This window comes from Stenotrophomonas sp. YJH_SMC_33, from assembly GCF_059372295.1.
Window position 1 is genome coordinate 750,281 of the sequence record NZ_JCAFVJ010000001.1, and the last position, 25,198, is coordinate 775,478.

The 25,198-nt window shown below is 67.5% G+C and carries 25 protein-coding genes; 9 read left to right on the forward strand and 16 right to left on the reverse strand.

Features of this window, described 5'->3' with window-relative positions; genetic code table 11:
- Nucleotides 1–7 precede the first annotated feature (7 nt).
- From AC5P9W_RS03530 to rpmB, 4 genes are all read right to left on the reverse strand, one after another.
- Nucleotides 8–1,429 carry an FAD/NAD(P)-binding protein gene (locus AC5P9W_RS03530; RefSeq protein ID WP_329866843.1) on the reverse strand — a complete coding sequence of 474 codons (1,422 nt, stop codon included), beginning with the start codon at nt 1,427–1,429 and terminating at the stop codon, nt 8–10.
- A gap of 170 nt (nt 1,430–1,599) precedes the next feature.
- Nucleotides 1,600–3,018 (reverse strand): cardiolipin synthase, encoded by a 1,419-nt coding sequence (gene cls / locus AC5P9W_RS03535; RefSeq protein WP_329866902.1) that lies wholly within the window; start codon nt 3,016–3,018, stop codon nt 1,600–1,602.
- A gap of 237 nt (nt 3,019–3,255) precedes the next feature.
- Nucleotides 3,256–3,423 carry a 50S ribosomal protein L33 gene (gene rpmG, locus AC5P9W_RS03540; RefSeq protein WP_169411268.1) on the reverse strand — a complete coding sequence of 56 codons (168 nt, stop codon included), beginning with the start codon at nt 3,421–3,423 and terminating at the stop codon, nt 3,256–3,258.
- Nucleotides 3,424–3,433: 10 nt separating this feature from the next.
- A complete protein-coding gene (gene rpmB, locus AC5P9W_RS03545) occupies nt 3,434–3,670 on the reverse strand; it encodes a 50S ribosomal protein L28 (RefSeq protein WP_005411638.1) in 237 nt (78 codons plus the stop codon).
- A gap of 397 nt (nt 3,671–4,067) precedes the next feature.
- Between rpmB and AC5P9W_RS03550 the strand changes: the two genes are divergently transcribed.
- The gene (locus AC5P9W_RS03550) at nt 4,068–5,282 is read left to right on the forward strand and encodes a nucleotide disphospho-sugar-binding domain-containing protein (RefSeq protein ID WP_206621671.1); all 1,215 of its coding nucleotides are present in this window, start codon (nt 4,068–4,070) and stop codon (nt 5,280–5,282) included.
- Nucleotides 5,283–5,295: 13 nt separating this feature from the next.
- Here the strand turns inward: AC5P9W_RS03550 and dnaQ are convergent, their stop codons facing one another.
- Together dnaQ and AC5P9W_RS03560 are read right to left on the reverse strand one after the other, a co-directional pair.
- Nucleotides 5,296–5,805, reverse strand: a complete 510-nt coding sequence (gene dnaQ, locus AC5P9W_RS03555) for a DNA polymerase III subunit epsilon (protein WP_111102312.1) — start codon at nt 5,803–5,805, stop codon at nt 5,296–5,298.
- Between the two features lie 144 nt (nt 5,806–5,949).
- Nucleotides 5,950–6,843, reverse strand: a complete 894-nt coding sequence (locus AC5P9W_RS03560; protein WP_206621670.1) for a LysR family transcriptional regulator — start codon at nt 6,841–6,843, stop codon at nt 5,950–5,952.
- A 108-nt stretch (nt 6,844–6,951) separates the two neighbouring features.
- Between AC5P9W_RS03560 and AC5P9W_RS03565 the strand changes: the two genes are divergently transcribed.
- From AC5P9W_RS03565 to AC5P9W_RS03585, 5 genes are all read left to right on the forward strand, one after another.
- Nucleotides 6,952–7,350 carry a RidA family protein gene (locus AC5P9W_RS03565; protein WP_111102314.1) on the forward strand — a complete coding sequence of 133 codons (399 nt, stop codon included), beginning with the start codon at nt 6,952–6,954 and terminating at the stop codon, nt 7,348–7,350.
- A gap of 228 nt (nt 7,351–7,578) precedes the next feature.
- Nucleotides 7,579–7,911: a hypothetical protein gene (locus AC5P9W_RS03570; protein WP_021203525.1), complete on the forward strand. Its 333-nt coding sequence runs from the start codon at nt 7,579–7,581 to the stop codon at nt 7,909–7,911.
- 56 nt (nt 7,912–7,967) lie between these two features.
- On the forward strand, nt 7,968–9,221 hold the full coding sequence (locus AC5P9W_RS03575; protein WP_111098839.1) for a TolC family protein: 1,254 nt from the start codon (nt 7,968–7,970) through the stop codon (nt 9,219–9,221).
- On the forward strand, nt 9,218–10,423 hold the full coding sequence (locus tag AC5P9W_RS03580) for an efflux RND transporter periplasmic adaptor subunit (protein ID WP_188250630.1): 1,206 nt from the start codon (nt 9,218–9,220) through the stop codon (nt 10,421–10,423). The genes AC5P9W_RS03575 and AC5P9W_RS03580 overlap by 4 nt, the downstream gene beginning before the upstream one ends.
- 10 nt (nt 10,424–10,433) lie before the next feature.
- The gene (locus tag AC5P9W_RS03585) at nt 10,434–13,643 is read left to right on the forward strand and encodes an efflux RND transporter permease subunit (RefSeq protein WP_495218806.1); all 3,210 of its coding nucleotides are present in this window, start codon (nt 10,434–10,436) and stop codon (nt 13,641–13,643) included.
- A 130-nt stretch (nt 13,644–13,773) separates the two neighbouring features.
- Here the strand turns inward: AC5P9W_RS03585 and AC5P9W_RS03590 are convergent, their stop codons facing one another.
- From AC5P9W_RS03590 to AC5P9W_RS03625, 8 genes are all read right to left on the reverse strand, one after another.
- Nucleotides 13,774–15,546, reverse strand: coding sequence for a DUF885 domain-containing protein (locus AC5P9W_RS03590; protein ID WP_111098842.1), 1,773 nt, complete (start codon nt 15,544–15,546; stop codon nt 13,774–13,776).
- Between the two features lie 526 nt (nt 15,547–16,072).
- Nucleotides 16,073–16,420, reverse strand: coding sequence for a lipid-A-disaccharide synthase N-terminal domain-containing protein (locus AC5P9W_RS03595; RefSeq protein WP_058979230.1), 348 nt, complete (start codon nt 16,418–16,420; stop codon nt 16,073–16,075).
- Nucleotides 16,420–17,142 carry a glycosyltransferase family 2 protein gene (locus AC5P9W_RS03600; protein ID WP_111098843.1) on the reverse strand — a complete coding sequence of 241 codons (723 nt, stop codon included), beginning with the start codon at nt 17,140–17,142 and terminating at the stop codon, nt 16,420–16,422. Before AC5P9W_RS03600 ends, AC5P9W_RS03595 begins: the two co-directional genes overlap by 1 nt.
- Nucleotides 17,143–17,232: 90 nt before the next feature.
- Nucleotides 17,233–18,198: an NAD-dependent epimerase/dehydratase family protein gene (locus AC5P9W_RS03605; RefSeq protein ID WP_019661750.1), complete on the reverse strand. Its 966-nt coding sequence runs from the start codon at nt 18,196–18,198 to the stop codon at nt 17,233–17,235.
- Between the two features lie 85 nt (nt 18,199–18,283).
- On the reverse strand, nt 18,284–19,207 hold the full coding sequence (locus AC5P9W_RS03610) for a ParB/RepB/Spo0J family partition protein (RefSeq protein WP_005411652.1): 924 nt from the start codon (nt 19,205–19,207) through the stop codon (nt 18,284–18,286).
- Nucleotides 19,207–20,004 (reverse strand): ParA family protein, encoded by a 798-nt coding sequence (locus tag AC5P9W_RS03615; RefSeq protein WP_019661751.1) that lies wholly within the window; start codon nt 20,002–20,004, stop codon nt 19,207–19,209. The genes AC5P9W_RS03610 and AC5P9W_RS03615 overlap by 1 nt, the downstream gene beginning before the upstream one ends.
- A 113-nt stretch (nt 20,005–20,117) precedes the next feature.
- Entirely contained in the window at nt 20,118–20,756 is a 639-nt protein-coding gene (gene rsmG, locus AC5P9W_RS03620) for a 16S rRNA (guanine(527)-N(7))-methyltransferase RsmG (protein ID WP_111098844.1), read from the reverse strand.
- A 39-nt stretch (nt 20,757–20,795) separates the two neighbouring features.
- Nucleotides 20,796–21,395 (reverse strand): 4'-phosphopantetheinyl transferase family protein, encoded by a 600-nt coding sequence (locus AC5P9W_RS03625; protein WP_021203532.1) that lies wholly within the window; start codon nt 21,393–21,395, stop codon nt 20,796–20,798.
- An 84-nt stretch (nt 21,396–21,479) separates the two neighbouring features.
- On the opposite strand from AC5P9W_RS03625, the gene AC5P9W_RS03630 reads away from it, so the two are divergent.
- Nucleotides 21,480–21,731: a GlsB/YeaQ/YmgE family stress response membrane protein gene (locus AC5P9W_RS03630; RefSeq protein WP_005411656.1), complete on the forward strand. Its 252-nt coding sequence runs from the start codon at nt 21,480–21,482 to the stop codon at nt 21,729–21,731.
- An 81-nt stretch (nt 21,732–21,812) separates the two neighbouring features.
- Here the strand turns inward: AC5P9W_RS03630 and xth are convergent, their stop codons facing one another.
- Nucleotides 21,813–22,580, reverse strand: coding sequence for an exodeoxyribonuclease III (xth, locus tag AC5P9W_RS03635; protein ID WP_021203533.1), 768 nt, complete (start codon nt 22,578–22,580; stop codon nt 21,813–21,815).
- Nucleotides 22,581–22,754: 174 nt separating this feature from the next.
- Nucleotides 22,755–24,164 (reverse strand): coniferyl aldehyde dehydrogenase, encoded by a 1,410-nt coding sequence (locus AC5P9W_RS03640; RefSeq protein ID WP_329866832.1) that lies wholly within the window; start codon nt 24,162–24,164, stop codon nt 22,755–22,757.
- 141 nt (nt 24,165–24,305) lie between these two features.
- Here AC5P9W_RS03640 and AC5P9W_RS03645 point away from each other — a divergent pair, with 141 nt between their 5' ends.
- Both AC5P9W_RS03645 and AC5P9W_RS03650 read left to right on the forward strand, forming a co-directional pair.
- Nucleotides 24,306–24,773: a hypothetical protein gene (locus AC5P9W_RS03645; protein ID WP_164194061.1), complete on the forward strand. Its 468-nt coding sequence runs from the start codon at nt 24,306–24,308 to the stop codon at nt 24,771–24,773.
- Nucleotides 24,770–25,192: a hypothetical protein gene (locus AC5P9W_RS03650; protein ID WP_164194059.1), complete on the forward strand. Its 423-nt coding sequence runs from the start codon at nt 24,770–24,772 to the stop codon at nt 25,190–25,192. Before AC5P9W_RS03645 ends, AC5P9W_RS03650 begins: the two co-directional genes overlap by 4 nt.
- Nucleotides 25,193–25,198 lie beyond the last annotated feature (6 nt).

Genomic DNA, 25,198 nt, shown 5'->3' on the forward strand with positions numbered 1-25,198 from the left:
CCCCATTTTACGGCATCGCCGTCGCGGCTCCTGCGACCACTTCGGTGGCGAGCGCCTGCGCCTGCTGACGCAGTTCAGGCACCGCCAGGCTTTCCCACAGGCTGCCGATGCGCAGGCTGCCGAGCACGCCCAGCCGCGCCTGCGGCTGGCCACCGGCGGCGCGCAGGCGGTCGCCCGGCACCGTGCTGTCCAGGCCCAGCCCATGCGGGCCGGGGCGTGCCAGGCCCTCGGCCTGCAGCTGCTGCAGCAACGGATTGCGCAACGCGTTGGCGCGGGTTTCCACGCCGGTGGCGTTGACCACACCGCCGATCGTCCAGTGCTGTTCATTGCCGTTGGCATCGCGACCCGACAGCCGCAGGGCATCGCCTTCGCGGCCGACGGATTGCAGGCGGGACCGGTGAATGCGCAGTTGGCCGCTTTCGGTCAGCGCCTGCAGCTGTGCGTCGACCTCTTCGGCGATGCGGTGGCGATGCACGTCCCAGTAGCGCACCACATGGCGCAGGAAACGACGCTGGTCGGCCTCGTCGAGGCTGCACCACAGCGCCTGCCCGTGCGGACGGATGCGGTCCATCACGCCCTGCCACGGCAGGCCATCGGCCTGCGCTTGACGGGCGAAGCCACGCAGCGCACGCAGGCGCTGGCGCAGGTTCATCGGCAGCAGCACCGCCGGATCGAAGCTGGGCAGGCCGCCGTGCGCGTGCGGCAACGGCAGCAGGCCATGGCGCGAGATCACATGCAGCGGGCCGGTATGACCGGCGGCGACCAGCGCCAGCACGGTGTCGGCCATGCTCAGGCCGGAGCCGACAATGGCCACGGCCTGGTCGCCGGCCAGGGTACGCACACCGTCGTAGTCCCAGGCCTCGATCACGTCATCGGCGGGCAGTGCGTCGGCACCGGCCACCGGCAGCGGCCGCATGCTGTTGCCGGTGGCGAGCACCGCCTGCGCGGCATGCAGCGTGCTGCCATCGCCGAGTGTCAGCTGGTAGCCGTGGTCATCCGGCTGCAGGCCCAGTACCGGCTGCGCGATCACCTGCAGCTGTGCGGGGCTGGCGGCCACGGCCTCCTGCAGGCGTTGCTGCAGGTAGGCAGCAAAGTAATGGCGACACACGTAACGCTCGCCCAGCACCTCGCGCGCCTCGCCCGGGTAGGCGTTGGCAGCCGTCAGGTAGTCGAGGAAATCGCCGGGCTGGTCGGCAAACGCACTCATCTTTGCCGCCGGTACGTTCAGCAGGTGCTCCGGCCATGGCGTGGCATAGGCGATACCCTGGGCCAGCTGCGAGGCGGGTTCGAAGATGGCCAGCGCCAGCGGCGCGTGGGCCTGGCGCAGTACCTGGATCGCCACCAGCACCCCCGCCGCACCACCACCGATGATTGCCAGGTCCAGTTCGCCATTACGCGGTGAATCAGTCATGCACCGATTGTAGGCCATCGGCGATGACAGGAATGACGGGAATAACCGGGGGTAGAGTCGACTGTTAGTCGACTATCGCGCGCAGCGCGGGATGTTTATCGCAAGAGCAGTCGACTAACAGTCGACTCTACCCCGCCGGTTGCATCCACCCCAACGGTTGCATCCACCTCGTCGGTTGCACGCTCCGCTCACATCAACGCATCGGCCAGGCGCGCGATGCCTTCGCGGCTGCGCCGCCACGTGGGGCGACTGCGCCACTGCTGCAGATCCAACTGCCGCGACTCACGCAGGTAGCCGTCCTCGATCCCGCACAACTGCTTCACCAGCGCGTGGTCGTAGCAGATCAGGCCGATCTCGGCATTCAGCGCGAACGAACGGATATCCATGTTGATCGAGCCGAGTACGGCGATGTCCTCGTCCACGCTCATGTGCTTGGCGTGCAGGAACTGCGGTTCGTACAGCGCGATGCGCACGCCACAGCGCAGCAGCTCGTCGTAGTAGGCCTCCTGCGCCCATGACGTCAGCCGCTGGTTGTTGCTGGCCGAAAGGATCAGCTGCACCTGCACGCCGGACAAGGCCGCAATGCGCAAGGCGCTCAGCGTGGCTTCGTCGGGCACGAAATACGGGGTGACCATCACCAGCCGGCGCCGCGCCAGGTGGATCAGCGCCGCCACCGCATCGCGTGCGTTGCTGTAGGGATAGGCGGGACCGCTGGGCAGCAGCTGGGTGGCGATGTCGTTGCTGCACTCGGGCACATCGGCGATCACGTCCAGGCGCTGGCCGGTTTCCATGTACCAGTCGCTGGCGAACACCGCTTCCAGATGCGCCACCGCCGGGCCACGCACGCGCGCCACCAGCTCGCGGTTTGGGTGGCCGGGCACGAACTGCGGACCGGCCAGGTTCTGCGAACCGACATAGGCCACTTCGTTGTCGATCACCGCTATCTTGCGGTGGTTGCGCAGGTCCATGCGCCCGCTGCGGCGCCAGCGCAGGCCACCGGGCAGCATCGCGCGCACTTCGATGTCGCGCGCCTGCAGGCGCTTGCGATAGGCGCGCAGGCCACGCTTGGCGCCCACCGCATCGAGCAGCACGCGGCACTGCACGCCACGCGCGGCGGCACGCTGCAAGGCCTCGACAATGGCCTCGCCGACCGCGTCATCGAACATCAGGTAGTACAGCAGGTGCACGCGGTCTTCGGCCTGGTCGATGTCGGCGATCAGCGTGTGCAGCGATTCGTCGTAGTCGGTCAGCAGATCGACGGCGTTGCCATGCACCGGCATGAAGTCGCCCTGGCGCTGCACCAGCGGCACGATCTCGGCGCTTGCGGTGTCCGGCTGCGGTGTCCAGCGCAGGCGGTGCTGCAGCGCCTGTTCCTCGCGGATGACCTGCGAGGCCTCGGCCTGGCGGCGGATGCGCTCACGCGAAAGCCACGGGTGGCCGAACAGCAGGTACAGCGGCAGGCCCAGCAGCGGCACGAAGCCGACCAGCAGCAGCCAGCTGCGCGCCGCCCCCGGCGTGGTGCGGGTGGGAATCCAGCACAGCGCGACCAGCCGGATCAGCCAGTCGATCAGCAGCAGATACGAACCCAGCAACCACTCGAACAGCATCGCGTCGCCCGTCGGGAGGTGATGGGCCATTCTGCCCAGCAGGATTTGTAGAGTCGAGCCATGCTCGACTGCCTTTCGAACCGACGGCAGAGAGCCAGCGTGTCGACCAGGGTCGACAGCTACCGGGTGCGGGGAGAGCGTGCCGACCAACGGTCGGCACCCACCACCTGGATGCCAGGCATGAAAAAACCCGCCACAAGGGCGGGTTTCTTCGCGGGGATCAGCAATCCGTGCGGATTACTTGATCTTGCCTTCCTTGTACAGGACGTGCTTGCGCACGACCGGATCGTACTTCAGGAATTCCATCTTCCCCGGGGTGTTCTTCTTGTTCTTGTCGGTCGTGTAGAAGTGGCCGGTACCGGCCGAGGAAATCATACGGACCTTATCGCGCTTGCCTGCCATGATGCTTTACTCCTCAGACCTTTTCGCCGCGCGCACGCAGCTCAGCCAGAACGGAATCAATGCCGTTCTTGTCGATGGTGCGCAGTGCATGCGCGGAAACACGAAGCTTGACCCAGCGGTTCTCGCTGGCCACCCAGAAACGGCGCTCGTGCAGATTCGGCAGGAAACGACGACGGGTCTTGTTGTTGGCGTGCGAGACGTTGTTACCCGTCTGCACTCGCTTGCCGGAAACCTGGCATACGCGGGACATTGCGCACCTCGATAGTAGTAGTTGTCAGCCCGTAGCCCGGGCGACGGCGGCCTCGATGGTTGCCCACCACACGTCAAGAGAATCAAAGGGTTACGCTGGCGTTGGGCGGCCGGGGACGTGCTCCCGGGGGCGCCGCCCGGTAGAAAACCGGACACAGCGAGCCGCGCATTATGCACGGGTTCAAGCAGTTGCGCAAGTTACCCACAGGCTGCGGCTGACGTTGGGCGGCCGGGGACGTGCTCCCGGGGGCGCCGCCCGGTAGAAAACCGGACACAGCGAGCCGCGCATTATGCACGGGTTCAAGCAGTTGCGCAAGTTACCCACAGGCTGCGGCTGAACCGGCAGGGCCGGGAGCCCGCCAACCGGCATACTGGCCCGGATCACTGCGGAGCTTTCCATGCGGCTGCTGGCCCTGACCTACGGAACCGAAGGCGATACGCGCCCGCTGGCCATGCTCTGCCATGGGCTGATCGGCGCAGGCCACGCGGTGACACTGCTGGCCGATGGCGGCACCCTGGGCAGCGCGCAGGCCCTGGATGTGCCCCACGCGGCCCTTGAGGGCGACATCCATGACGAAGTGGTCGCCCTGGTGTCGCGTGGCAACGGTGTTGCCGCCGCCAGGTCCGGTCTGGCACGGATGGCGCTGCAGCATGTCAGCGGCTGGATGCGCCAGGCCGATGCGGCTGCCGAAGGCTGCGATGCGATTCTGACCGGCGGACTGGCGGCCTTCGTCGGCATGAGCGTGGGCGAACGCCGCGGAATGCCGGTCATCGGCACCGGCATGATCCCGCTGACCCCGACGCGGGCCTTCCGCTCTCCGTTCCTGCCACCGGGACGCTCGCCGGGCTGGTTGAACCGCGCCAGCTATGGGCTGGTCAACGGCCTGATCTGGCGCCAGTTCCGCCGGCCGATCAACGCGGCACGCCAGCAACTGGGGCAATCGCCGCGCCGCGCGTTGTGGTCCGGCCTGCCGATGCTCTATGGCATCTCGCCGCAGCTGCTGCCGCCACCGGCGGACTGGCCAGCCGACCACATCGTCTGTGGCCAGTGGCGGCTTCCTGATGCGCCGTGGAAGCCCCCGGTCGATCTGCAGGCCTTCCTCGATGCCGGGCCGCCGCCGGTGTACCTGGGCTTTGGCAGCATGACCGGGTTTGATCGCGAGCGCGTGCTGCCGGCCCTGCTGCAGGCGCTGGCGCCACGCCGGGTGCTGCTGTTTCCGGGGTGGGCCGGGCTGCCGACGGGCGCGCTGCCAGCAGATGTGTTCGTGCTCGGCCCGACGCCACACGAAGCACTGTTCCCGCATTGCGCACTCGCCATCCACCATGGTGGCAGCGGCACCACGCATTCGGCCTGCCGCGCCGGCATTCCCTCGCTGGTGATGCCGTTCGCCGCGGATCAGTTCTTCTGGGCCGATCGCCTGCATCGGTTGGGCGTGGCACCGGCACCGTTGTCATCGAAGCGACTGGATGCAGCAACGCTGGCGGCAGCCATCACCTTCGCTGAAACCGACGCAACACGCGCACGCGCGGCAGCCCTGGGCGCGGCGATGAGCCATGAGGACGGGGTGGCACGTGGGGTGGCAATGATCGAGCGCTGGTTGCGGCCGGTGTAACAGCGGCCAGGCCTCAGCGCAGGTGCGGAATCACCTGCGCCAGCAGATGGGCATCCTTGAGCGCGCCGTGCAGGCCGCGCTGGCTGGGAATGCGCAGGCGCTGCAGCACATCATCCAGCTTGTTGCCTTGGCCCGGCCAGCGCCCGCGCGCCAGCTTCAGGCTGCAGGTGATGCGGCAGTGCTGGGCCAGCGTGCCGGGGATACCGGACAGACGCAGCTCGTTGTCCAGGAAGCCCACATCGAAGGTGGCGTTGTGCGCGACCATCTCGCTGCCGCGCAGGAACTCCAGCAGTTCGGCCGCCTTGCTGGAGAACAGCGGCTTGCCCACCAGCATCGCATCGCTGATGCCGTGCACGCGCTGTGCGCCCCAATCCACCTTGCGCTGCGGCTGCAGGTAGGTGTGGAACTGGCGACCGGTGAGCTGGCCATCGATCAGCTCGACGGCACCGATTTCGATCACGCGGTGTCCCAGGCGGTGGGAGATGCCGGTGGTTTCGGTGTCCAGTGCGACGATGCGATTCATGCGTGGCGATGTGTCCTGTTGCGTGCGGTGGTGATTTTCGCATGCCGGTAGAGCCGGGCCCACGCTCGGCTGGCGTGCGTAGCGCGGGCTTGGTGATGCCAGAAGCAGCCGAGCGTGGGCTCGGCTCTACAGATGCGCGCGCGATCAGCCCAGCGCTTCCACCACCCAATCGATGAACACCCGCAGCCGCTGGCTCATGTGCCGGTTCGGCGGGAACATCACGTGCATCGGCATTGGCGGCAGCTGCCAGTCCAGCAACACCGGCAACAGCTCGCCACGCGCCACATGCGGCTCGGCCATATAGCTGGGCAGCGCCACCACGCCCAGCCCCGCCAACGCGGCGGCCAGATAGGCGTTGCCGTCATCGAAGCCGACCGTATAGCGGCCCTGCACCTCAACGCGCTCATCGCCGCGCTGCGCGCTGAACACCCGCGCCCGGCCACTGCGCGGGCTGAGGAAGCCGACCATGTGGTGGTCGGGTCCTTCCAGCGCGCGTGGGTCGGTCGGCAGGCCGAAGCGCTGCACATAGCCGGGGCTGGCGTGGAAACCGATCGACAGCGCGCCGAGCGGCCGCGCCACCAGTGCCGGATCGGCCGGGGTGCCGCCGCGGATCACGCAGTCAACGTTGTCGGCGATGACGTCGACCTCGCGGTCACTGACGCCGATGTCCAGCTGGATCTCCGGGTAACGCGCTTGGAAATCCGGCAGTGCGGGTACCAGCCGCAACCGCGCGTAGGGTCCGGGTACATCAACCCGCAGGCGGCCGCGCGGCTGGCTGGCCGCGTCACCCAGCCCGCCCTCCACCTCTTCCAGCTCGGCCAGCAGGCGGGCGATGCGCGGGTAGTAAGCCGCGCCATCGGCGGTGACGCTGACCCGTCGGGTGGTGCGGTTGAGCAGGCGCAGCCGCAGGTGTGCCTCCAGCTGCTGCACCAGCTGGGTGACCGTGGTGCGGCTGACCTGCAGAGTGTGCGCGGCGCGGGTGAAGCTGCCGGTCTCCACCACCCGGGCAAACGCCCGCATCGCCTCGAAACGGTCCATGGCGGGCCCTGATTGTTTGGAATTGGCAATCAATCTAGGCCGATCATCGCGGTTTATCCAGACAGCGCTGGCAGGGAGGATGGCGTTCTCTCCCACGGGATCTTCCCCATGTCACAGCGTGATGTCGTTTTCCCCGCCGGACGCCAAGCCCTGTACGAGCGCAACCGCTACTCGCCGGCGATCCGGTCCGATGGCTTCCTGTTCGTTTCCGGCCAGGTCGGCAGCCGCGAGGACGGTTCGCCCGAGCCGGACTTCGAAACCCAGGTGCGCCGCGCCTTCGAGAATCTCAATGCGGTGTTGGCTGCCGCCGGCTGCACCTTCGATGACGTGATCGACGTGACCGTGTTCCTGGTCGATCCGGAAACCAACTTCGAGAAGGCCTGGGCGATCGTGCCCGAGTACTGGGGCCAGGCGCCGCACCCGACCCTGACCGGCATCGGCGTGACCTGGCTGTACGGGTTCCAGTTCGAGATCAAGGTGATCGCGAAGCTGCCTGCAGACCGGTAGTGCCGGCCGCTGGCCGGCAATGTGTCGGGGGTCGAAAAGCGTGTCGACCAAGGTCGACCCCTACCGGGGGGCTGATCGTGCGAAAGCAGCCGAGCGTGGGCTCGGCTCTACAGAAGCGCAGCCCGGTGGGCCGAAAGGCCCGCCCCACCTGAACGGGAGATTCCGACGTATTCCCGAAGCGGCCATTGATATTGTATCCGGCGAAAACCGCTTGCTAGCCTCCCCTTCATGCGCTGGATCACCCGCCACCTCCGTTCGACCCTGCTGATGCTGCTGATGGCGGCATTCGTGGTCGTGCCGGTGGCCGATGCCCTGGCGTGCACGGTGGAACCGCACGCCAGCACGGTGCATGTGGAGTCCACACCGGATTCCGATGGCGACAGCGACGGCAAGCATGTCGGTGCCTGTGGCCACAACCACTGCCACCACTCCAACCTGAGCCTGCCGGCGCACACGATCGCCGCCTTCGGGGCGCCCCTGCCGGCGCGCTGGATGAGTGCGGGCGATGCGGCGACCTATGCAGTCGCCCAGGATGAATTGACGCGTCCACCCCGGGCGTGAGTTGAGCGCGTCCCGCGATTGCGGGCTCCCGTTTCACTCACAACCGGAATCCCCCTATGTCGATCCTGACACCTCGGTCGCCGCGTGCGGCCGGGCTGGTCGTCGCCGTGTTGCTGGGCCTGGCCCCGGCGGCATCGGTGATGGCGCAAGCCGCCCCCTCCTACGACACCCTGCTTGAACGCCTGGACCAGCTGCCCGGCACTCGTGTGGGCACGGCACTGGCTGAGGCCGCCGATGCGCGCGCCGACCAGGCCCGTGCGCTACCCAACCCCTCCCTTTCCTGGTCGGCCGAAAACGCCTGGGGCTCCGGCACCTACCGCGGCATGGGCAAGGCCGACACCGTACTCACCCTGTCCCAGCCGCTGGAGGTCTGGGGCCAGCGTGGCGCGCGCGTTCGTGCCGCCCGTGCCGAGGCCCAGGCGGCCAACCTGCGTGGCGCGCAGAGTCGCAGCGACGTGGCCAGCCAGCTGGCGGTGGTCTATGCACAGGCGGAAAGTGCACTGCGCCGCTACACCCTGGCCGAGGAAGCACTGTCACTGACCCGCGATGACGCCAACGCCGTCAACGCCATGGTCAAGCAGGGCCGCGAACCACAGCTGCGCGCGGTGCAAGCGCAGAGCGAAGTAGCCAATGCCATGGCGTCGCTGGATGAAGCACAGGCGTTCCGCGATGCCGCGCTGGCCCGCCTGGCCGGTGCTGCACTGCTGGATGCGCCGGTGCAGTCGATCGACAACAGCCTGCTCGACCGCGCACCACCGCTGCCGCGCGGTGCCACCGATACCGCACTGGCAGTGCGCATTGCCGAAGCCGAAGCCGATGCGGCGAGCAAGCTGGTCGACGTGGAGCGCAAGCGCGCCCTGCCCGACCTCAGCGTCACCGCCGCACAGACCCGCTTCCGCGAAGGCGGCGAGCGTGCCTACAACCTCGGGCTCAGCCTCAGCATCCCGCTGTTCGACCGTAACCGCGGTGGCATCCGCGCCGCCAATGCCGACCAGCGCGCGGCCGAGGCACGCCTGGACCAGCAGCGCCGCGACAGCGAGGCCGCACGCCTGTCCGCCGTGGCCGGGCTGAAGGCGGCCGGCAGCCGCACCCGTGCCGCCGATGAAAGCGTGGTCGCCGCCGAAGAGGCCTACCGCCTTGCACGCATCGGCTTCGACGCCGGACGCATCTCGCAGCTGGAACTGCGCAGCACGCGCAGCGCCCTTATCGCCGCCCGCGCCGCCGCCGTAGATGCGCGCCTGTCGCGCGTCGGCGCGGAAATCGATCTTGCCCGCCTCGAAGGGCGCGCACCTTTTGTGGAGGCCCCATGACTCTCTCCCGTACCTTCCCGCTGATCGGCGGCGTGCTGCTGACCGTGCTGCTGGCCGGCTGCGCCGGCAATGCGCAGACACCTGCAAATGAAGACCCCGCCGCGGCCAAGGCCGGCACCGACGATGGCCATGGCCACGCGACCGACAGCAAGGAAGCCAAGGCGGAAGCCGCCAAGGCGCCGGCTGGCGCCGATGAAGGCGTGGTGCCGCTGACCCCGGAGCAGATCAAGGCGTCCGGTATCGAGGTGGTCGCCATCGGCCGCGGTGGCGGTGGCTCGACGCGCCTGTCCGGCCGCGTCGAGCCGTCGGTGGGCGCACGTGCCTCGGTGGCGTCGACCGTTACCGGCCGCGTCGAACGCGTGCTGGTCGCACCGGGCACCGCAGTGAAGCAGAACCAGGCCCTGGCCATCGTGGTCAGTGGCGAAGCGGCGGTGTTCCGTGCCAATGCGCTGGCCGCCTCGGCCGAAGCCGAGGCCGCGCGCCTGGCCTATGGCCGCGACAAGGCGCTGGTCGACCAGGGCGTGGTCGCGCGCCAGGAGATGGAAGCCTCGCGCGCACGTTCGCTGGCGGCACAGGCCCAGGCCGCTGCCGCGCAGGCCCAGGCCGCCGCCAACGGCGCGCCCGATGCCAGTGGCCGCGTGCGCATCACCAGCCCGGTGGCCGGCATCGTCGGTAACGTGCAGGTCACTCCGGGCGGTGTGGTCGCCGCCGGCAGTGCAGTCGCCGATGTCGCCGACCCGTCGATGAACGAGCTGGTGTTCACCGCACCGCCGGCGCTGGCTGCACAGGTCACGCCGGGCATGAAGCTGGAAGTGAGTGTGCCGGGGGGCAGCTTCACCGCCACCGTCACCGGCTCGGCCGCCGATGTCCGCCAGCAGGGGGGCGTCGCGGTGATCCGCGCCACGCCGGTCGATGCGCCACTGCCGCCGGCCGGTTCGCCGGTGTCAGCCGTGGTGGTCACCGAAGGCCAGGACGGTTCGCTCAGCGTGCCCGCCGATGCGGTGCAGAACGTCGATGGCAGCAGCGCGGTGTTCGTCGCCGTCGACGGTGGCTTCAAGGCGCAGCCGGTCCTGGCCGGGCGCCGTGCCGGTGACCGCATCGAGATCCTCGGTGGGTTGAGCGGCAGCGAACGCATCGTCGGTGCCAACGCCTTCCTGCTCAAGGCCGAACTGGCCAAGGGCGAAGCCGAGCACGGCCACTGAGGAGGCGACCATGTTCAAGCTGATCATTGAAACAGCGGTGCGCCACCGCTGGCTGGTGGTGTTCATGGCCGCGCTGATCGCCGCCGTGGGCCTGTTCCAGCTGGGCAAGCTGCCGATCGACGCGGTGCCGGACATCACCAACCGCCAGGTGCAGATCAACACAGTGGCACCGGCGCTGACACCGGAGCAGATCGAGCGGCAGGTGACCTATCCGCTGGAAACCGCGCTGGCCGGCATTCCCGGCCTGACCACCACGCGTTCGCTGTCGCGCAATGGCTTCTCGCAGGTCACCGCGATCTTCACCGATGCGACCGACATCTACTTCGCCCGCCAGCAGGTGGCCGAACGCATGCGCGAGGCATCGGAGGACCTGCCCGATGGTGCATCGCCGATGCTGTCGCCGGTCACCACCGGCCTCGGCGAGGTGCTGATGTGGACGGTGGACTTCACCGCGTTCGATCCGGCCAAACTGGCCAAGCCCGGTGAAGCCGGCTGGCAGGCCGGCGAGGTCTACCGCACGCCGGAAGGCAACCTGCTGCGCACGCCGGAAGAGCGCGCGACCTACCTGCGCACCGTGCAGGACTGGATCATCGCGCCGCAGATGCGTTCCAGCCCGGGGCTGGCCGGCGTCGATACGGTCGGCGGCTATGTGAAGGAATACGGTGTGCACCCGGACAGTGCCAAACTGGCCGCGCACGGCCTCGGCCTGGCCGACCTGGTCACTGCCCTGCAGCGTTCCAACGTGCAGGCTGGTGCCGGTTTCGTACAGCGTGCCGGTGAGGGCCTGGTGGTGCGGGCCGATGGCCTGGCGCTGACCACCGATGACCTGGCACAGGCCCCGGTAGCCACCCGCAATGGCGTAGTGGTGCGCGTGGCCGACGTGGCCACCGTGGAACTGAGCCGCGCGCCGCGCCTGGGCGCGGCCAGCCGCAACGGCCACGAGGCCGTGCTCGGCACCGCGCTGATGATCGCCGGTGGCAACAGCCGCACCGTGGCCCAGGCCGCTGCGGCGCGCCTGGAACAGGTGAACAAGTCGCTGCCGGCCGACATCGTGGCCGCGCCGGTGCTGGACCGTAGCGTGCTGGTCAATTCCACCATCAAGACCGTGGCCAAGAACCTCACCGAGGGCGCGCTGCTGGTAGTGGTGGTGCTGTTCCTGCTGCTGGGCAATCTGCGTGCGGCGACGATCACGGCGCTGGTGATTCCGCTGTCGTTCCTGTTCGCAGTGATCGGCATGAACCGCTTCGGCATCAGCGGCAACCTGATGAGCCTGGGTGCGTTGGACTTCGGCATCCTGGTGGATGGCGCGGTGATCGTGGTCGAGTCGACCCTGCTGATGCTGGGCCAGCGCCGCGCCGAACTGGGCCGTGCGTTGACCGCGATGGAACGGCTGCGCGTGGCCGCCGATTCGGCAATGAAGATGGCGCGACCGGCGGCGTTCGGCCAGCTGATCATCCTGCTGGTGTTCGCGCCGATCCTCACCCTGGAAGGCGTGGAGGGCAAGACGTTCCACCCGATGGCGGCCACCTTCATGCTGGCCCTGGTCGGTGCCTTCCTCTTCTCTTTCACCTTCGTGCCGGCGATGGCCGCACTGCTGGTGCGCGAGCCGAAGCTGAAGGACGGCGAGGCACACAGCAATGATGGCGAGCACGAAACCAAGCTGATCCGTGTACTGCGTGCGCGCATCGAGCCGGTGATCCGCAAGGCCGTGGCGCATCCGCGCACGGTAGTGGCCGGTGCGGTGATGATGGTGGTGGTGGGCATCGGCTCGTTCTCGCTGCTGGGCCGCGAGTTCATGCCGACGCTGGACGAAGGCAACGTGGCGATGCAGGCCCTGCGCGTGCCATCGACGTCGCTGGAGCAGTCACTGGCCATGCAACTGGCGTTGGAGAAGGTGATTGCCAAGCAGCCGGAAGTGGAAACCGTGTTCTCGCGTACCGGTACCGCCGAGGCGGCGATCGATCCGATGCCGACCAATATCTCCGACAGCGTGATCGTGCTGAAGCCGCGCAAGGACTGGCCCGATCCGAAGCTGGACAAGGAAGCCCTGGTGGCGCGCTTCGAGAAACTGGCCGGGCAGCAGCTGGGCAACAGCTTCGAGTTCAGCCAGCCAATCGAGCTGCGCTTCAACGAGCTGATTTCCGGCGTGCGTACCGACCTGGCCGTAATGATCTTCGGCGATGACTTCAGCCAGCTGCAGAAGGTGGCCGACCAGGTTGCGTTGAAGCTGCGCGCGGTGAACGGCGCGGCCGACGTGCGGGTGGAACAGATCTCCGGCCTGCCTACGCTCAACGTAGCGATCGATCACGTGGCGGCGGCGCAGTACGGGCTGACCGCTGCGGACGTGAGTGATGCGCTGTCCACCGGCATTGGCGGCACTGCGGCCGGCAAGATCTTCGAAGGTGATCGCCGCTTCAACGTGGTGGTGCGCCTGGACGATGCCTCGCGCAACGATCCGGACCAGCTCGCGTCACTGCCGATCGCCACGCCGTCAGGGCTGGTGATTCCGCTGTCGTCGGTGGCGCGCATCACGGTGAGCGAAGGGCCGAACCAGATCAGCCGCAACAATGGCAGCCGCCGTGTGGTGGTGCAGGCCAATGTGCGTGGCCGCGACCTGGGCGGCTTCGTCGGCGAGGCACAGGCAGCGGTGGCCGGCGTGGCACTGCCGCCGGGTGCCTACCTGACCTGGGGCGGTCAGTTCGAGAACCTGCAGCGCGCGGAGAAGCGGCTGGCGACGGTGGTACCGGTGGTGTTCCTGCTGATCGGCAGTCTGCTGTTCATGGCGCTGCGCAGCGGCAAGGAAGCCATTCTGGTGTTCAGCTGCGTGCCTTTGGCGCTGGTCGGCGGCATCCTCGCGCTGCTGCTGCGTGGCATGCCGTTCTCGGTATCGGCGGCGGTTGGCTTCATCGCCGTCTCCGGCGTGGCGACCTTGAACGGCTTGGTGTTGATGCAGGCGATCCGCGAGCGCCTCGACGCCGGCGACCTGCCGCTGCAGGCGGCGATCAACGGTGCCTCCAGCCGCATCCGCGCGGTGCTGACCACGGCGCTGGTAGCGATCGTCGGCTTCATTCCGATGGCGATTGCCAGCGGTTCCGGTGCGGAGGTGCAGAAGCCGCTGGCGACGGTGGTGATCGGTGGCCTGATCACCGCCACCGTGCTGACCCTGCTGGTGCTGCCGACGTTTGCCGCACGCGTGGCCAAGCCGCGGGCGGTGGGGTGAGGTGAGAGGGGGTCGGAGCCCCGCCCTTCGGGCGGGGCTCTGACCCGATCGCATCACGCTCGCCGGGCATGGCCCGGCGCTACCACCGCGCATTCTGGTAGCGCCGGGCCATGCCCGGCGACGCGTCGGGTCAGGCCTTCTTGCGTTCGGCGATGTAGGCCTGGATCTGCTGTTCCAGCACCGGCAGCGGCACCGAGCCCTGCTTGAGCAGGGTGTCGTGGAAACCCTTGATGTCGAACTTGTCGCCCAGCTCCTTCTCGGCCTGCGCACGCAGGCGCACGATGGCGATCTCGCCCAGCTTGTAGCTCAGCGCCTGGCCCGGCCAGGAAATGTAGCGATCCACTTCGGTGGTCACTTCATGCTCGCTCAGCGCGGTGTGGTCACGCAGGTAGGCCAACGCCTGCTCGCGGGTCCAGCCCTTGCTGTGCACGCCGGTGTCGATCACCAGGCGCGCAGCACGCCACATCTCGTAGGTCAGACGGCCGAAATCCTCGTACGGGGTTTCATAGATGCCCATTTCCACGCCCAGCTTCTCGCAGTACAGCGCCCAGCCTTCGCCATAGGCGGAGATGTAGGCGTTGCGGCGGAACTCGGGCAGGTTCTTCTGCTCGGCGGCGATGGCGCCCTGCAACGCGTGGCCCGGATCGGACTCATGCAGGGTCAGTGCCGGCAGGTTGTACAGCGGGCGCGACGGCAGGTTGTAGGTGTTGAGCCAGTAGGTGCCCATGCCACCGCGGCCGGCGGTCCAGAACGGCGCAATGTCCGGCGGCACCGGCACGATGGTGAAGCGGGCGCGTGGCAGCGTCATGTACTTGCCAAGCTGGCCATCGGCGCGCTTGGAGATCCACGCGGCACGCGACAGCAGCTCCTCCGGCGTCTTGGCGTAGAACTGCGGGTCGGTACGCAGGAAGGTCAGGAATTCGGCGAAGCTGCCCTTGAACTTCACCTGCTTGATGATGTCGTTCATTTCCTTCTGGATGCGTGCGACTTCATCCAGGCCGATGCGGTGGATCTCGTCCGGCGACAGGTCCAGCGTGGTGTATTCGTGGATCTGCTGCTTGTAGTACGCCTTGCCGTCGGGCATCGCTTCGGCGGCCAGGGTGGTGCGCGCCTGCGGCACGTACTCGTTGACGAAGAAGGTGCGCAGCTGCTGGAACGCCGGCACCACCTTGCCGCTGATCGCTTCACGCGCCTGCGCCTGCAGCCTGGCCTGTTCGGCCGCCGGAACGGTGTTGGGCAGCTTCTTGAACGGCGCGTACAGTGGCGACTCGGTCGGGTCCTTCAACTCGGCGACGGTGGCGATGGACACCTCGCGGCCATCGAGCACCGCGCGCGGCACGCTGAAGCCACGCTTCAGGCCGGCGCGCATGTTCTCTGTCTGCTGCCCGAAATAGCGCGGCACATCGTTCAGCCGTGCGATGTAGTTCTGGTAATCCTGCACGGTCTTCATCTCGCGCCGGGCCATGAAGGACAGGTTGGACCAGAACGAGGAGTCGGCGTTGAACGGCATCTCGTAGCCGCGCAGGCGCACCTCTTCGGCGAGGTTGAACACCTGGTCGCGGTAGATCGCGTAGTTGACCTGGTTGTCGGGCGACAGGGTCTTCGGGTCGATCTTCTTCAGCGCGGCCAGGGTCTCGTCCCACACCTTCAGGCGCGCCTGCTGCGCGGCCGGGCCGACGTCGGGCATGCGGGTGGCATTGGCCGGGGCGTCCTCGTCCTCGCTGGCCTCGCCGCCGCCATCCTGGCGCCACTTCCATTCCTTCTCGTACACCGCACGGAAGGCGGCATCCGCGGGCGATTCGGTGGCCACGCTGGCCGACGCGGCGGTGGCGGGCGGTGCAGCCAGCGCCACAGCGGGGGCGGACAGGGCGAGCAGCAGGGCAACGGCAAGACGGGTTTTCACGAGCACAGGTTCCCGGGAAGGCAGACCCCGATCATGGCACCGCCCACGGTCCAAGGCATGGGACGAAGGTCCTGCCTGCGCAGCAGGCAGGACCGGGAACCGCCCGCAGGCCGGGGACCCAGCGGCGCAGGCGCGTGGTAGAGCCGACTGTCAGTCGGCTGCTCTTCCGCCACATGCAGCAAAGCCCGCGCTCCGCGCGAAAGTCGACTGACAGTCGACTCTACCCACGGCGGGCAGGACCGGGCCCCGGCCGAAGGCACGTAGTAGGCCGACTGGGTAGAGCCGACTGTTAGTCGGCTGCTCTTCGGCCAAACGTGGCAAAGCCCGCGCTCCGCGCGAAAGTCGACTGACAGTCGACTCTACCCACAGCAGGCAGGACCGGGCCCCGGCCGAAGGCGCGTGGTAGCGCCGACTGGGTAGAGCCGACTGTTAGTCGGCTGCTCTTCCGCCAAACGTGGCAAAGCCCGCGCTCCGCGCGAAAGTCGACTGACAGTCGACTCTACCCATGGCAGGCACCCCGCAGGCCTCAGTGGCTGGCCTTGTCGCGCTTCCAGCCGCGGTGCTTGATGTCCAGGTGCAGGCTGTACAGCGCGGTGAACGCCGGGAACAGGTTCTGCAGCACACCCACCGAGTCCTGCTTGGCCGAGAACAGGAAGTAGCTCAGCGTCATCAGGCTGCCGATCACGCTCATGTACCAGAACAGGCGCGGGATGACGGGCTTGCCGGCACGCTTGGAGGCGATGAACTGGACCAGCCAGCGGCCGCCGAACATCAGTGCGCCGGTGTAACCGATCAGCTTCCAGCCGGTTACATGCAGGCCGGTCCAGTACAGCCAGGTCAAGGGCTGATCCAGCCAGTGAAGCTCCAGATCCATCAGCGCTCCTCCACCGCGGTGCGCTTGCTTCGGGTGATCAGCCAGGCCACGCCACGCAGATCGCGGATGCCGACCAGCGCACGGCCGAGGTTGTTGTACTTGGACACGCCAGCGGTACGGTGGCGGTGGTTGACCGGCACACTGGTGGTCTTCCAGCCGGCGCGCTGCATCAGCGCCGGCAGATAGCGGTGCATGTGGTCGAAATACGGCAGGTCGAGGAACGCGCTGCGTTCGAACAGCTTGATGCCGCAACCGGTGTCGGGGGTGTCGTCGCGCAGCATGCGCGCACGGATGGCATTGGCCCAGCGACTGGCCCAGCGCTTGCTGCTGCTGTCCTGCCGGTTGACGCGCCAACCGGCGAACAGCTTCACCTGCGTGTCGGCGGCGTCGCGTGCGGCGAGCAGCTTGGGAATATCGGCCGGATCGTTCTGGCCATCGCCATCCAGGGTCGCGATCCACGGCGCCCGCGCATGCTTGACGCCGGTGCGCACCGCCGTGCTCTGCCCGCTCTGGTTCACATGGTGCAGCACGCGCAGTTCCGGGGTGGTTGCCTTCAGCCCCTGCAGCACCGCCAGGGTGTCATCACGCGAGTGGTCGTCGATGTAGACGATCTCGAACGGGACTCGGCCACGCAGCGCAGCGGTGATTTCGGCGACCAGCGGGGCAACATTGTCGCGCTCGTTGAACACCGGGACGACAACGGAAAGCTCGGGTTGGCTCATAAGGCACTCGGCCAAAGGGGGGACAAAGACCGCGCATTCTCCGAAACCGAGGTTATCCGAAGATGAACCCGGCGGCGTGAGGATCCGTCCTCAGGCGCGATCGCCAAAATACTCGCGGCACCACAGCACCACAGGCGGCAGGCCTTGTTCGATCGGGGTCACCGCATCGAAGCCGAAAGCGTCATGTGCGCGCCGGGTATCGGCCATCGTGCGCACCATGTCGCCCGGCTGCATGGGCTTGTAGACCTTCTGCGCAGGGCGGCCGGCCGCCTGCTCGATCACGCTGATGAAGCGCTCCAGCTCGACCGGCGTATGGTTGCCGAGGTTGAACACCCGGTGCGGCACCGGGCCGTCGGCCGGATGCGCGAGGGCACCGAGGATACCGGACACGATGTCGGAGACATGTGTGAAATCGCGCTGCATGCGGCCTTCGTTGAACACGTCGATCGGCCGACCGGCCAGCACCGCGCGCGAGAACAGCAGCGGTGCCATGTCCGGCCTGCCCCACGGGCCATACACGGTGAAGAATCGCAGCCCGGTGGCATGCAGGCCGTACAGCTGTGCGTAGGTGTAGGCCATCAGCTCGTTGGCCGCCTTGGTCGCCGCGTACAGCGAGCGCGGCTGGTCCACGCGCTGGTCCTCGGAGAACGGCGGCGTGGCCGAGTCGCCATACACCGAACTGCTGGAGGCATACACCAGGTGCTGCACGCCACGGTGGCGGCACAGCTCGAGCATGTTGACGAAGCCGACCAGGTTGCTGTCGACGTAGGCCTGCGGGTTTTCCAGCGAATAGCGCACGCCGGCCTGTGCAGCCAGATGGATCACGGCGGTCGGCTTCACTTCGTCGAACAGCGCGGCCAGGCCTTCGTTATCGGTCAGGTCCAGCGTGCGCAGGTCCAGCGCCGGGCACAGCGCGGCCACGCGGTCACGCTTGATCTGCGGGTCGTAGTAATCGTTGAAGTTGTCCAGACCGACCACGGCCTGGCCGGCCTCCAGCAGCGCGCGGGCGGTGTAGGCACCGATGAAGCCGGCAGCGCCGGTAAGCAGGATGGTCATCGCGGGTCTCGATCAAAGCACCCCGCTGCCATCGGCGTGGCCGACGTCGCGGGGATGCGTCGGCCGGCGTGATGTGGCGCCGGGTTCAGCCCTGGCGCGTACGCAGCTTTTCCAGCACGCCGTCCAGGGTGTCCAGATCGGTGTAGTGGATGATCAGCTTGCCCTTGCCGCCACGGCCGTGGTTGATCGCCACCTTGGCACCCAGCGCTTCGGACAGTTCGGTTTCCAGCGAGGCGATGTCGGCCTGCTGCACCTTCGGCGTCGCCACCGGGCGGTTGCTCGGCACCTTGCCGGCGGCGAAGGCCTGCGCACGGCGCTCGACCTCGCGCACCGACCAGCCTTCATCGGCCGCTTCCTGCGCCAGCTTGCCGGCCAGCTCGGGAGCCAGGGTCAGCAGCGCGCGGGCGTGGCCCATTTCCAGGCGGCGGGTTTCCAGCAGCAGCCGGATCGCCACCGGCAGCTCCAGCAGGCGCAGCAGGTTGGACACCGCCGCGCGCGAGCGGCCGACGGCCTCGGCGGCCTCGGCATGGGTCAGGGTGAACTCGCTGATCAGGCGCTGCAGCGCCTCGGCTTCTTCCAGCGGGTTGAGGTCTTCGCGCTGGATGTTCTCGATCAGCGCCATCGCGATGACGGTGCGGTCTTCCAGCTCGCGCACCACCACCGGCACTTCGTCCAGCCCGGCCAGCTGCGATGCGCGCCAACGGCGTTCACCAGCGACGATTTCGTAGTTGCCCGCCGGCAGCTGGCGCACCAGGATCGGCTGGATCACGCCCTGCGACTTGATCGAGTCGGCCAGCTCGGACAGCTTGCCCTCGTCCATCTCGCGGCGCGGCTGGTACTTGCCCGGCTGCAGCTGGCCGACCGGCAACTTGCGCAGCACTTCACCCGGCAGCGGCTCGATCACCGCGGTGGTGGCCTGCACCTGGCTGACCGCGCCCTTCGGGCCCAGCAGCGCGTCCAGGCCACGGCCGAGGCCTCGCTTCTTGGCTGCCGGCTTGCTGCTGGTCATCAGACGGTCTCCACGGCCTTGCCGGCCTTGTTGCGTTCGTTGTTGCGGCGGATGATCTCGCCGGCCAGGCCCAGGTAGGCCACGCCACCGCGCGAGGCGCGGTCGTAGCCGACGATGCTCTGGCCATGGCTGGGTGCCTCGGCCAGGCGCACGTTGCGCGGCACGATGGTGCGGAACACGCGGTCGCCGAAGTGCTCGGTGAGCTCGGCCGAGACCGCATTGGCCAGGTTGTTGCGCACGTCGAACATGGTGCGCAGCACGCCTTCGATCTCCAGCGCGGGGTTCAGGCTGGTGCGCAGCGCTTCGATGGTTTCCACCAGCGCGCTCAGGCCTTCCAGTGCGTAGTACTCGCACTGCATCGGCACGATCACCGAATCGGCGGCGGCCAGCGCGTTGAGCGTCAGCAGCGACAGCGCCGGCGGGCAATCGATCAGGATGTAGTCGTACTCGTCGCGGATCGGCGCCAGCGCGCGCTTCAGCCGCTGCTCGCGCTCGCTCTGGCCCATCAGCTGGATCTCGGCGGCGGTCAGGTCGATGTTGCCCGGCAGCAGGTCGTAGCCTTCGGCGGTCTGCACGCGCACATCGGCGGCGCTGTTCTCGCCCAGCAGCAGATCGCAGGTGGAGGCCGCCAGCTCACGCTTGTCCACGCCGCTGCCCATGGTCGCGTTGCCCTGCGAGTCCAGGTCGACCAACAGCACGCGCTTGGGTGCGTTGGCCAGGGAAGCGGCCAGGTTGACGGCGGTCGTGGTCTTGCCGACGCCACCCTTCTGGTTGGCGATGGCGATGATGCGGGCCATGCGGGTGTGCCTCGTCGACGGATGGTTGGGACCGGTCATTATGCGTACAACCGGCCCCTTGCGGAAATCGTGGATCGCCAACCCGTTGTTCCACAAAGGGCTGGCGGCGCGAATCAGGGACCTGCAACGGTGACCAGGTGGCGTTCGCCGGCCAGGCCGGGCACGCTCAGCGGGGTCACCTCACGCACCTGCCAGCCAGCCGGCAGTTCCGCGATCTCCTCATGCGGGTAGACGCCCTTCATGGCCAGCAGCACGCCGCCGGGCCGCAGCAGGTGGCCACCGACGCGGACGATGCCGGCCAGGGTGTCCATCGCGCGGGCGGTCAGCTGGTCATAACGGCCGGCCTCGTCCAGCGCCTCGGCGCGCGATTCGGCGACGCGGGCATTGCCCAGGCCGAGCTGGCGCACGGCCTCGCGCATGAAGCGCGCCTTCTTGCCGTTGCTCTCGACCAGGGTGACCTGCAGGCCCGGGCAGGCGATCGCCAGCGGGATGCCCGGCAACCCGGGACCGGTACCGAGGTCGGCCAGGCTGCCATCAGCCACGAACGGCTGCATCGCCAGCGAATCGAGCAGGTGGCGGGTAACCATCTCCTGCGGGTCGCGGATGGCGGTGAGGTTGTAGGTGCCGTTCCAGCGGTGCAGCAGGGCCAGGTAGCGCAGCAGCGGCGGCGCCAGCGCGGCGTCCAGGCCCATGCTGGCCAGGCCCTGTTCCAGCGTGGCAGCCACGCTGGCGGGAAGTGGGTGTTCGCTCATGCCGCCATTATCGCCGGTTTTGCGCGCTGATTCCCCGCTTCAGTGCGGATACCAGGCCAACGCCGCACGGAACTGGCCGCTGGCCTGCCATTCGTGCAGGTGCCAGCGCGCGGCCTCGCCCAGTTCCAGGTCGCACCAGCGCAGGTGCAGGGCGCCATCGGCCCCCGGCGCCAGCTGCAGGCGGTGCAGGCCGAACGAGATGCCCTGGCCGTGCGCCTTCAGGATCGCCTCCTTGACGCACCACGCGCGGAAGAACCAGTGCTCGCGGTCGGCCTCGTCCAGGCGTTCCAGCCAGGCCACCTCCTGCGGGTGGAAGAAGCGCCGCACGATTTCCAGAAGACGAGGCCGCGGCCGCAGCAGTTCCAGGTCCACGCCCAGCCGCACGCCTTCGCCCAGCGCCACCAGCAGCACCTCACCGCTGTGGCTCCAGCCGGTCCCGTAGTGGGCCAACGGGCCGCTCAGCTCCGGCCGGCCCTTGTCGTCACGGACCAGTGGCAGCGTCTGCGGATCGGTGCCCAGCGCCTGCGCCAGTACCTGCCGGGCCTGCGGTTCACCGCGCTGGCCCGGCACGTGCGGGCAGCGCCAGACCGTCACGGGGCCGAAGCGCCAGGGGCCGTCGAGGGTGGCTGGCAGGCTCATCCGCACGCGCCCATCACGCAATTGCACGACGGGTTCACAGCCGTGCGCGTCAACTGGTCACAGTTTCCCACCGGAGGTTCGATCATGGGCATCATCATCTGGCTGATCGTCGGCGGCATCGTAGGCTGGCTGGCCAGCATCATCATGAAGCGCGATGCCCAGCAGGGCATCATCCTCAACATCGTGGTCGGCATCGTCGGCGCGCTGATTTCCGGCTGGCTGTTCGGCGGTGGCATCAACGAAGCGATCACCATTCGAACCTTCCTGTTCTCTCTGATCGGTGCGGTGATCCTGCTGGCGATCGTCAACCTGTTCACCCGCAAGAGCATACGGTGATCTGAGGGGTAGCGCCGGGCCATGCCCGGCGTCACCCTGCCGCCGCTGCGCTCGCCGGGCATGGCCCGGCGCTACCCCAACTCAACCCAACTGCACCCACGCCGGCGCATGGTCGCTCGGACGATCCCAGGTGCGCGGCTCGCGGTCGATGCCCGAAGCCACCGCACCGCTCTTCAGCGCATCGGAAACCAGGGTCAGGTCGATGCGCAGGCCCAGGTTGCGGCGGAAGCCGGCGGCGCGGTAATCCCACCAGCTGAAGGTACCCGCCTCGTCGTTGTGCAGGCGGAAGCCATCGTGCAGCCCCAGCTGCAGCAGCTTGTTGAGCGCGCCGCGCTCGGCGGTGGAGGTCAGGATGTGGTTGTCGTTCCACACCTCCGGGTCGTGCACGTCGCGTGCGTCCGGGGCAATGTTGAAGTCCCCCATCACGATCAGCTTCGGGTGCCGCTGCAGTTCTTCGGCGATCCAGGCATGCACCGCCTCCAGCCAGCGCAGCTTGTAGTCGTATTTGTCGGTGCCGATGTCCTGGCCGTTGACCACGTACAGGTTGATCACCCGCAGGTCACCGAAGGTGCCGGCGATGACGCGCTTCTGCTCGTCCTCGAAGCCGGGAATGCCGATCTGCACGTCCTGTGCAGGCTCACGCGACAGCAGCGCCACGCCGTTGTAGGTCTTCTGGCCGGCGAACACGCTGCGGTAGCCGGCGGCGATCAGCGCAGAGTCGGGGAACTTGTGGTCCTCCAGCTTGGTTTCCTGGATGCCGACGATGTCCGGGCCGAACTCCCTGAGCCACTGCTCCAGGTGCGGCAGGCGGACATTGAGCGAATTGACGTTCCACGAGGCGATCTTCATGCGGGCATTCTACCCGGGTGGCCGGGATGGGGCTCGGGCCGGATTCCCGTGTAGAGCCGAGCCCACGCTCGGCTGCATTGATCGGCACCCAGCCAGGAGCAGCCGAGCGTGGGCTCGGCTCTACAGAAGAATCGGGCCGGGCCCTGATTCAGCAGAGCCACGCCCTGCCTGGGTTCACCGCAGCAGCAGCTTCAACAACCCCGCAATCTTCGAATACGGCGGGCGCAGCCGGTCACTGGCCGCCCAGCGTGACTGCCACAGCACCGGCAGCAGCTTGCTCATGGCGTCGAACCCTGCCCGGCCGTGGTACGCGCCCATGCCACTGGCCCCCACCCCGCCAAACGGCAGGCCATCGGCGGCGAAATGCAGCAGGGTGTCATTCACGGTCACCCCGCCGGCCACCACCTGGTCGAGGATGCGTTCCACCGTCGCGCGGTCCTGGCTGAAGGGGTACAGCGCCAGCGGGCGGTCACGCGACAGCACGTCGGCCAGCGCGGCATCCAGGTCCGGATAGGCCCGCACCGGCAGGATCGGCCCGAAGATCTCCTCGCGCATCAGATCCAGGTCGTCCGGCGGGTCCAGCACCACGGTCGGCACCAGCAGGCGCTCGCGGTCGGCGCGCGCCTCATCCACCTGCGCCAGCGAAATGACCGGCACGCCGCACTCGCGCGCCTGCGCCAGATAGCCCTGCAGGCGCCGGTACTGGCTGTCGTTGATGATGCGCGTGTAGTCGTCGGCATCGCTGAAGTCGCCATAGCGCTCGCGCACCTGCTGCTGCAGCGCCTGCACGAACTCGCGCTGGCGCGCGGTATCGATCAGCACGTAATCCGGCGCGATGCAGGTCTGGCCAGCGTTGAACCACTTGCCGGTGGCGAGCCGCGCTGCGGCTTTATCCAGCGGGAAATCGCGACAGACAATCGCCGGCGACTTGCCGCCTAGTTCCAAGGTGACCGGCACCAGATGCTCGGCGGCGGCGGCCATCACCTTGCGGCCAACAGCCGTCGAGCCGGTGAACAACAGATGGTCCAGCGGCAGCGAGGACACCGCGGAGGCCACGTCTGCCCCGCCCTGCACCACCGTCACGCGATCGGGCGGGAACACACTGGCCAGCAGATCGGCCAGGAACGCGCTGGTGCGCGGCGTGTGTTCAGACGGCTTCAGCAGCACATGGTTGCCCGCGGCGATGGCGGTGGCCAGTGGCACCAGTGCCAGCGTGACCGGGTAATTCCAGGGCGAGATCACCCCGACCACACCCAACGGCGTCGGCCGCAGCTGCGCGCGCGCCGGCCACAGTCGCCAGCCCGCCCCCACCCGCTGCGGCTTCGACCAGCGCCGCAGGTGGCGGCGCAGGTGGTCGATGGCCGACAGCACGCTCATGCCATCGGCCAGTTTCGATTCGGTGTGGGCGCGGTGGCCGAAGTCCTCGGCGATGGCCTGGGCCATCTCGTCCAGGCGTGGCTTCAGCGCCTCGCGCAGGCGGCGCAGGTCGTGCTCGCGCTGGTCGAGCGAAGGGCGCTGCGACTGCCACGCGCTGCGCAGGGTGTGCAGGATGGCGGGGAGATCGGCCGGAGTAAGGGTGGTCATGGGCCGATTGTAGGGTCGAGCCGTGCTTGGCTCGCATGCCAACCTTCACGCGGTGGCGCATGGCCTCATTGGCCGGGATGTGTTCAATAACGTCATCCGATCCAAGAATAGTAAGGACATGTGCAATTTCGTACTTTCTTCATGGCCATGCTGGTTCACCCGCCTCAGGCTAATGATTCTCCAAAACCAGATGATGGGAAAATGCGAATTATCTCCGCATGCTTGGCTGGCTGGGTTCTGATTACTGCAACCACGGTCGCAGCAAGTCCACCCATTGATTACGCCCGGGTCGTCAACGCCAAGATCTCAAAAATGCAGGGACTTTGGGTGCGATTTCTTGATGTCTCAGGTTCCCCGTGCTTCACGATTCAGATCTTCAAATCTGCTTCGTTGGACACGCTCATCCGCCATAAGGAAATCTGCTCGATCGGGGGAAAGAGATTCTCGAGTGATTTCAGTTACGTCGGAATCACGGAAGTTCAGTTCAAAGCAGATCATCTGAGCCTGAAAGTCGAAATCATACATGCTCCTCCCAACTTTGATTTTGATGATGTACGAACCTGCTCAGTGCCGATACGAAATGGCACCATCGGAGATCTGGTGTGTTGAATCGGCTGCTGACTCCCCCAGCTTTGATGCTTGCTATTGGTGTTGCTCTGCTCAGCAACACCAGTAAGGCCACCGAGCACCCCATCGACTATTCGAAGGTCACCAATGCGGAACTGCGAGGGGCAGGGAATCTCCTGGTCAGATACGTGCTGACAGCAGACAATCCGTGCCTGACGATCCAGTACCTGAAACCCGGTCATCCAGGCGTCTTCCTGCGCGAACGGACCATCTGTTCTCTCGGCGAGACCCGATTTGATCGCGACTTCGCCTTGGTCGAATTCAAGACCCTCGATTTCCACGATGATCGTCTGGATGTAGAAATGGAATTCACTCCCTCGCGAAGGGGCCACAAGGCGATCAGGCGGTGCTCCATCGCCCTGCAACCTGATTCCATCGGCGATCTGATATGCAATCGATGATGGTAG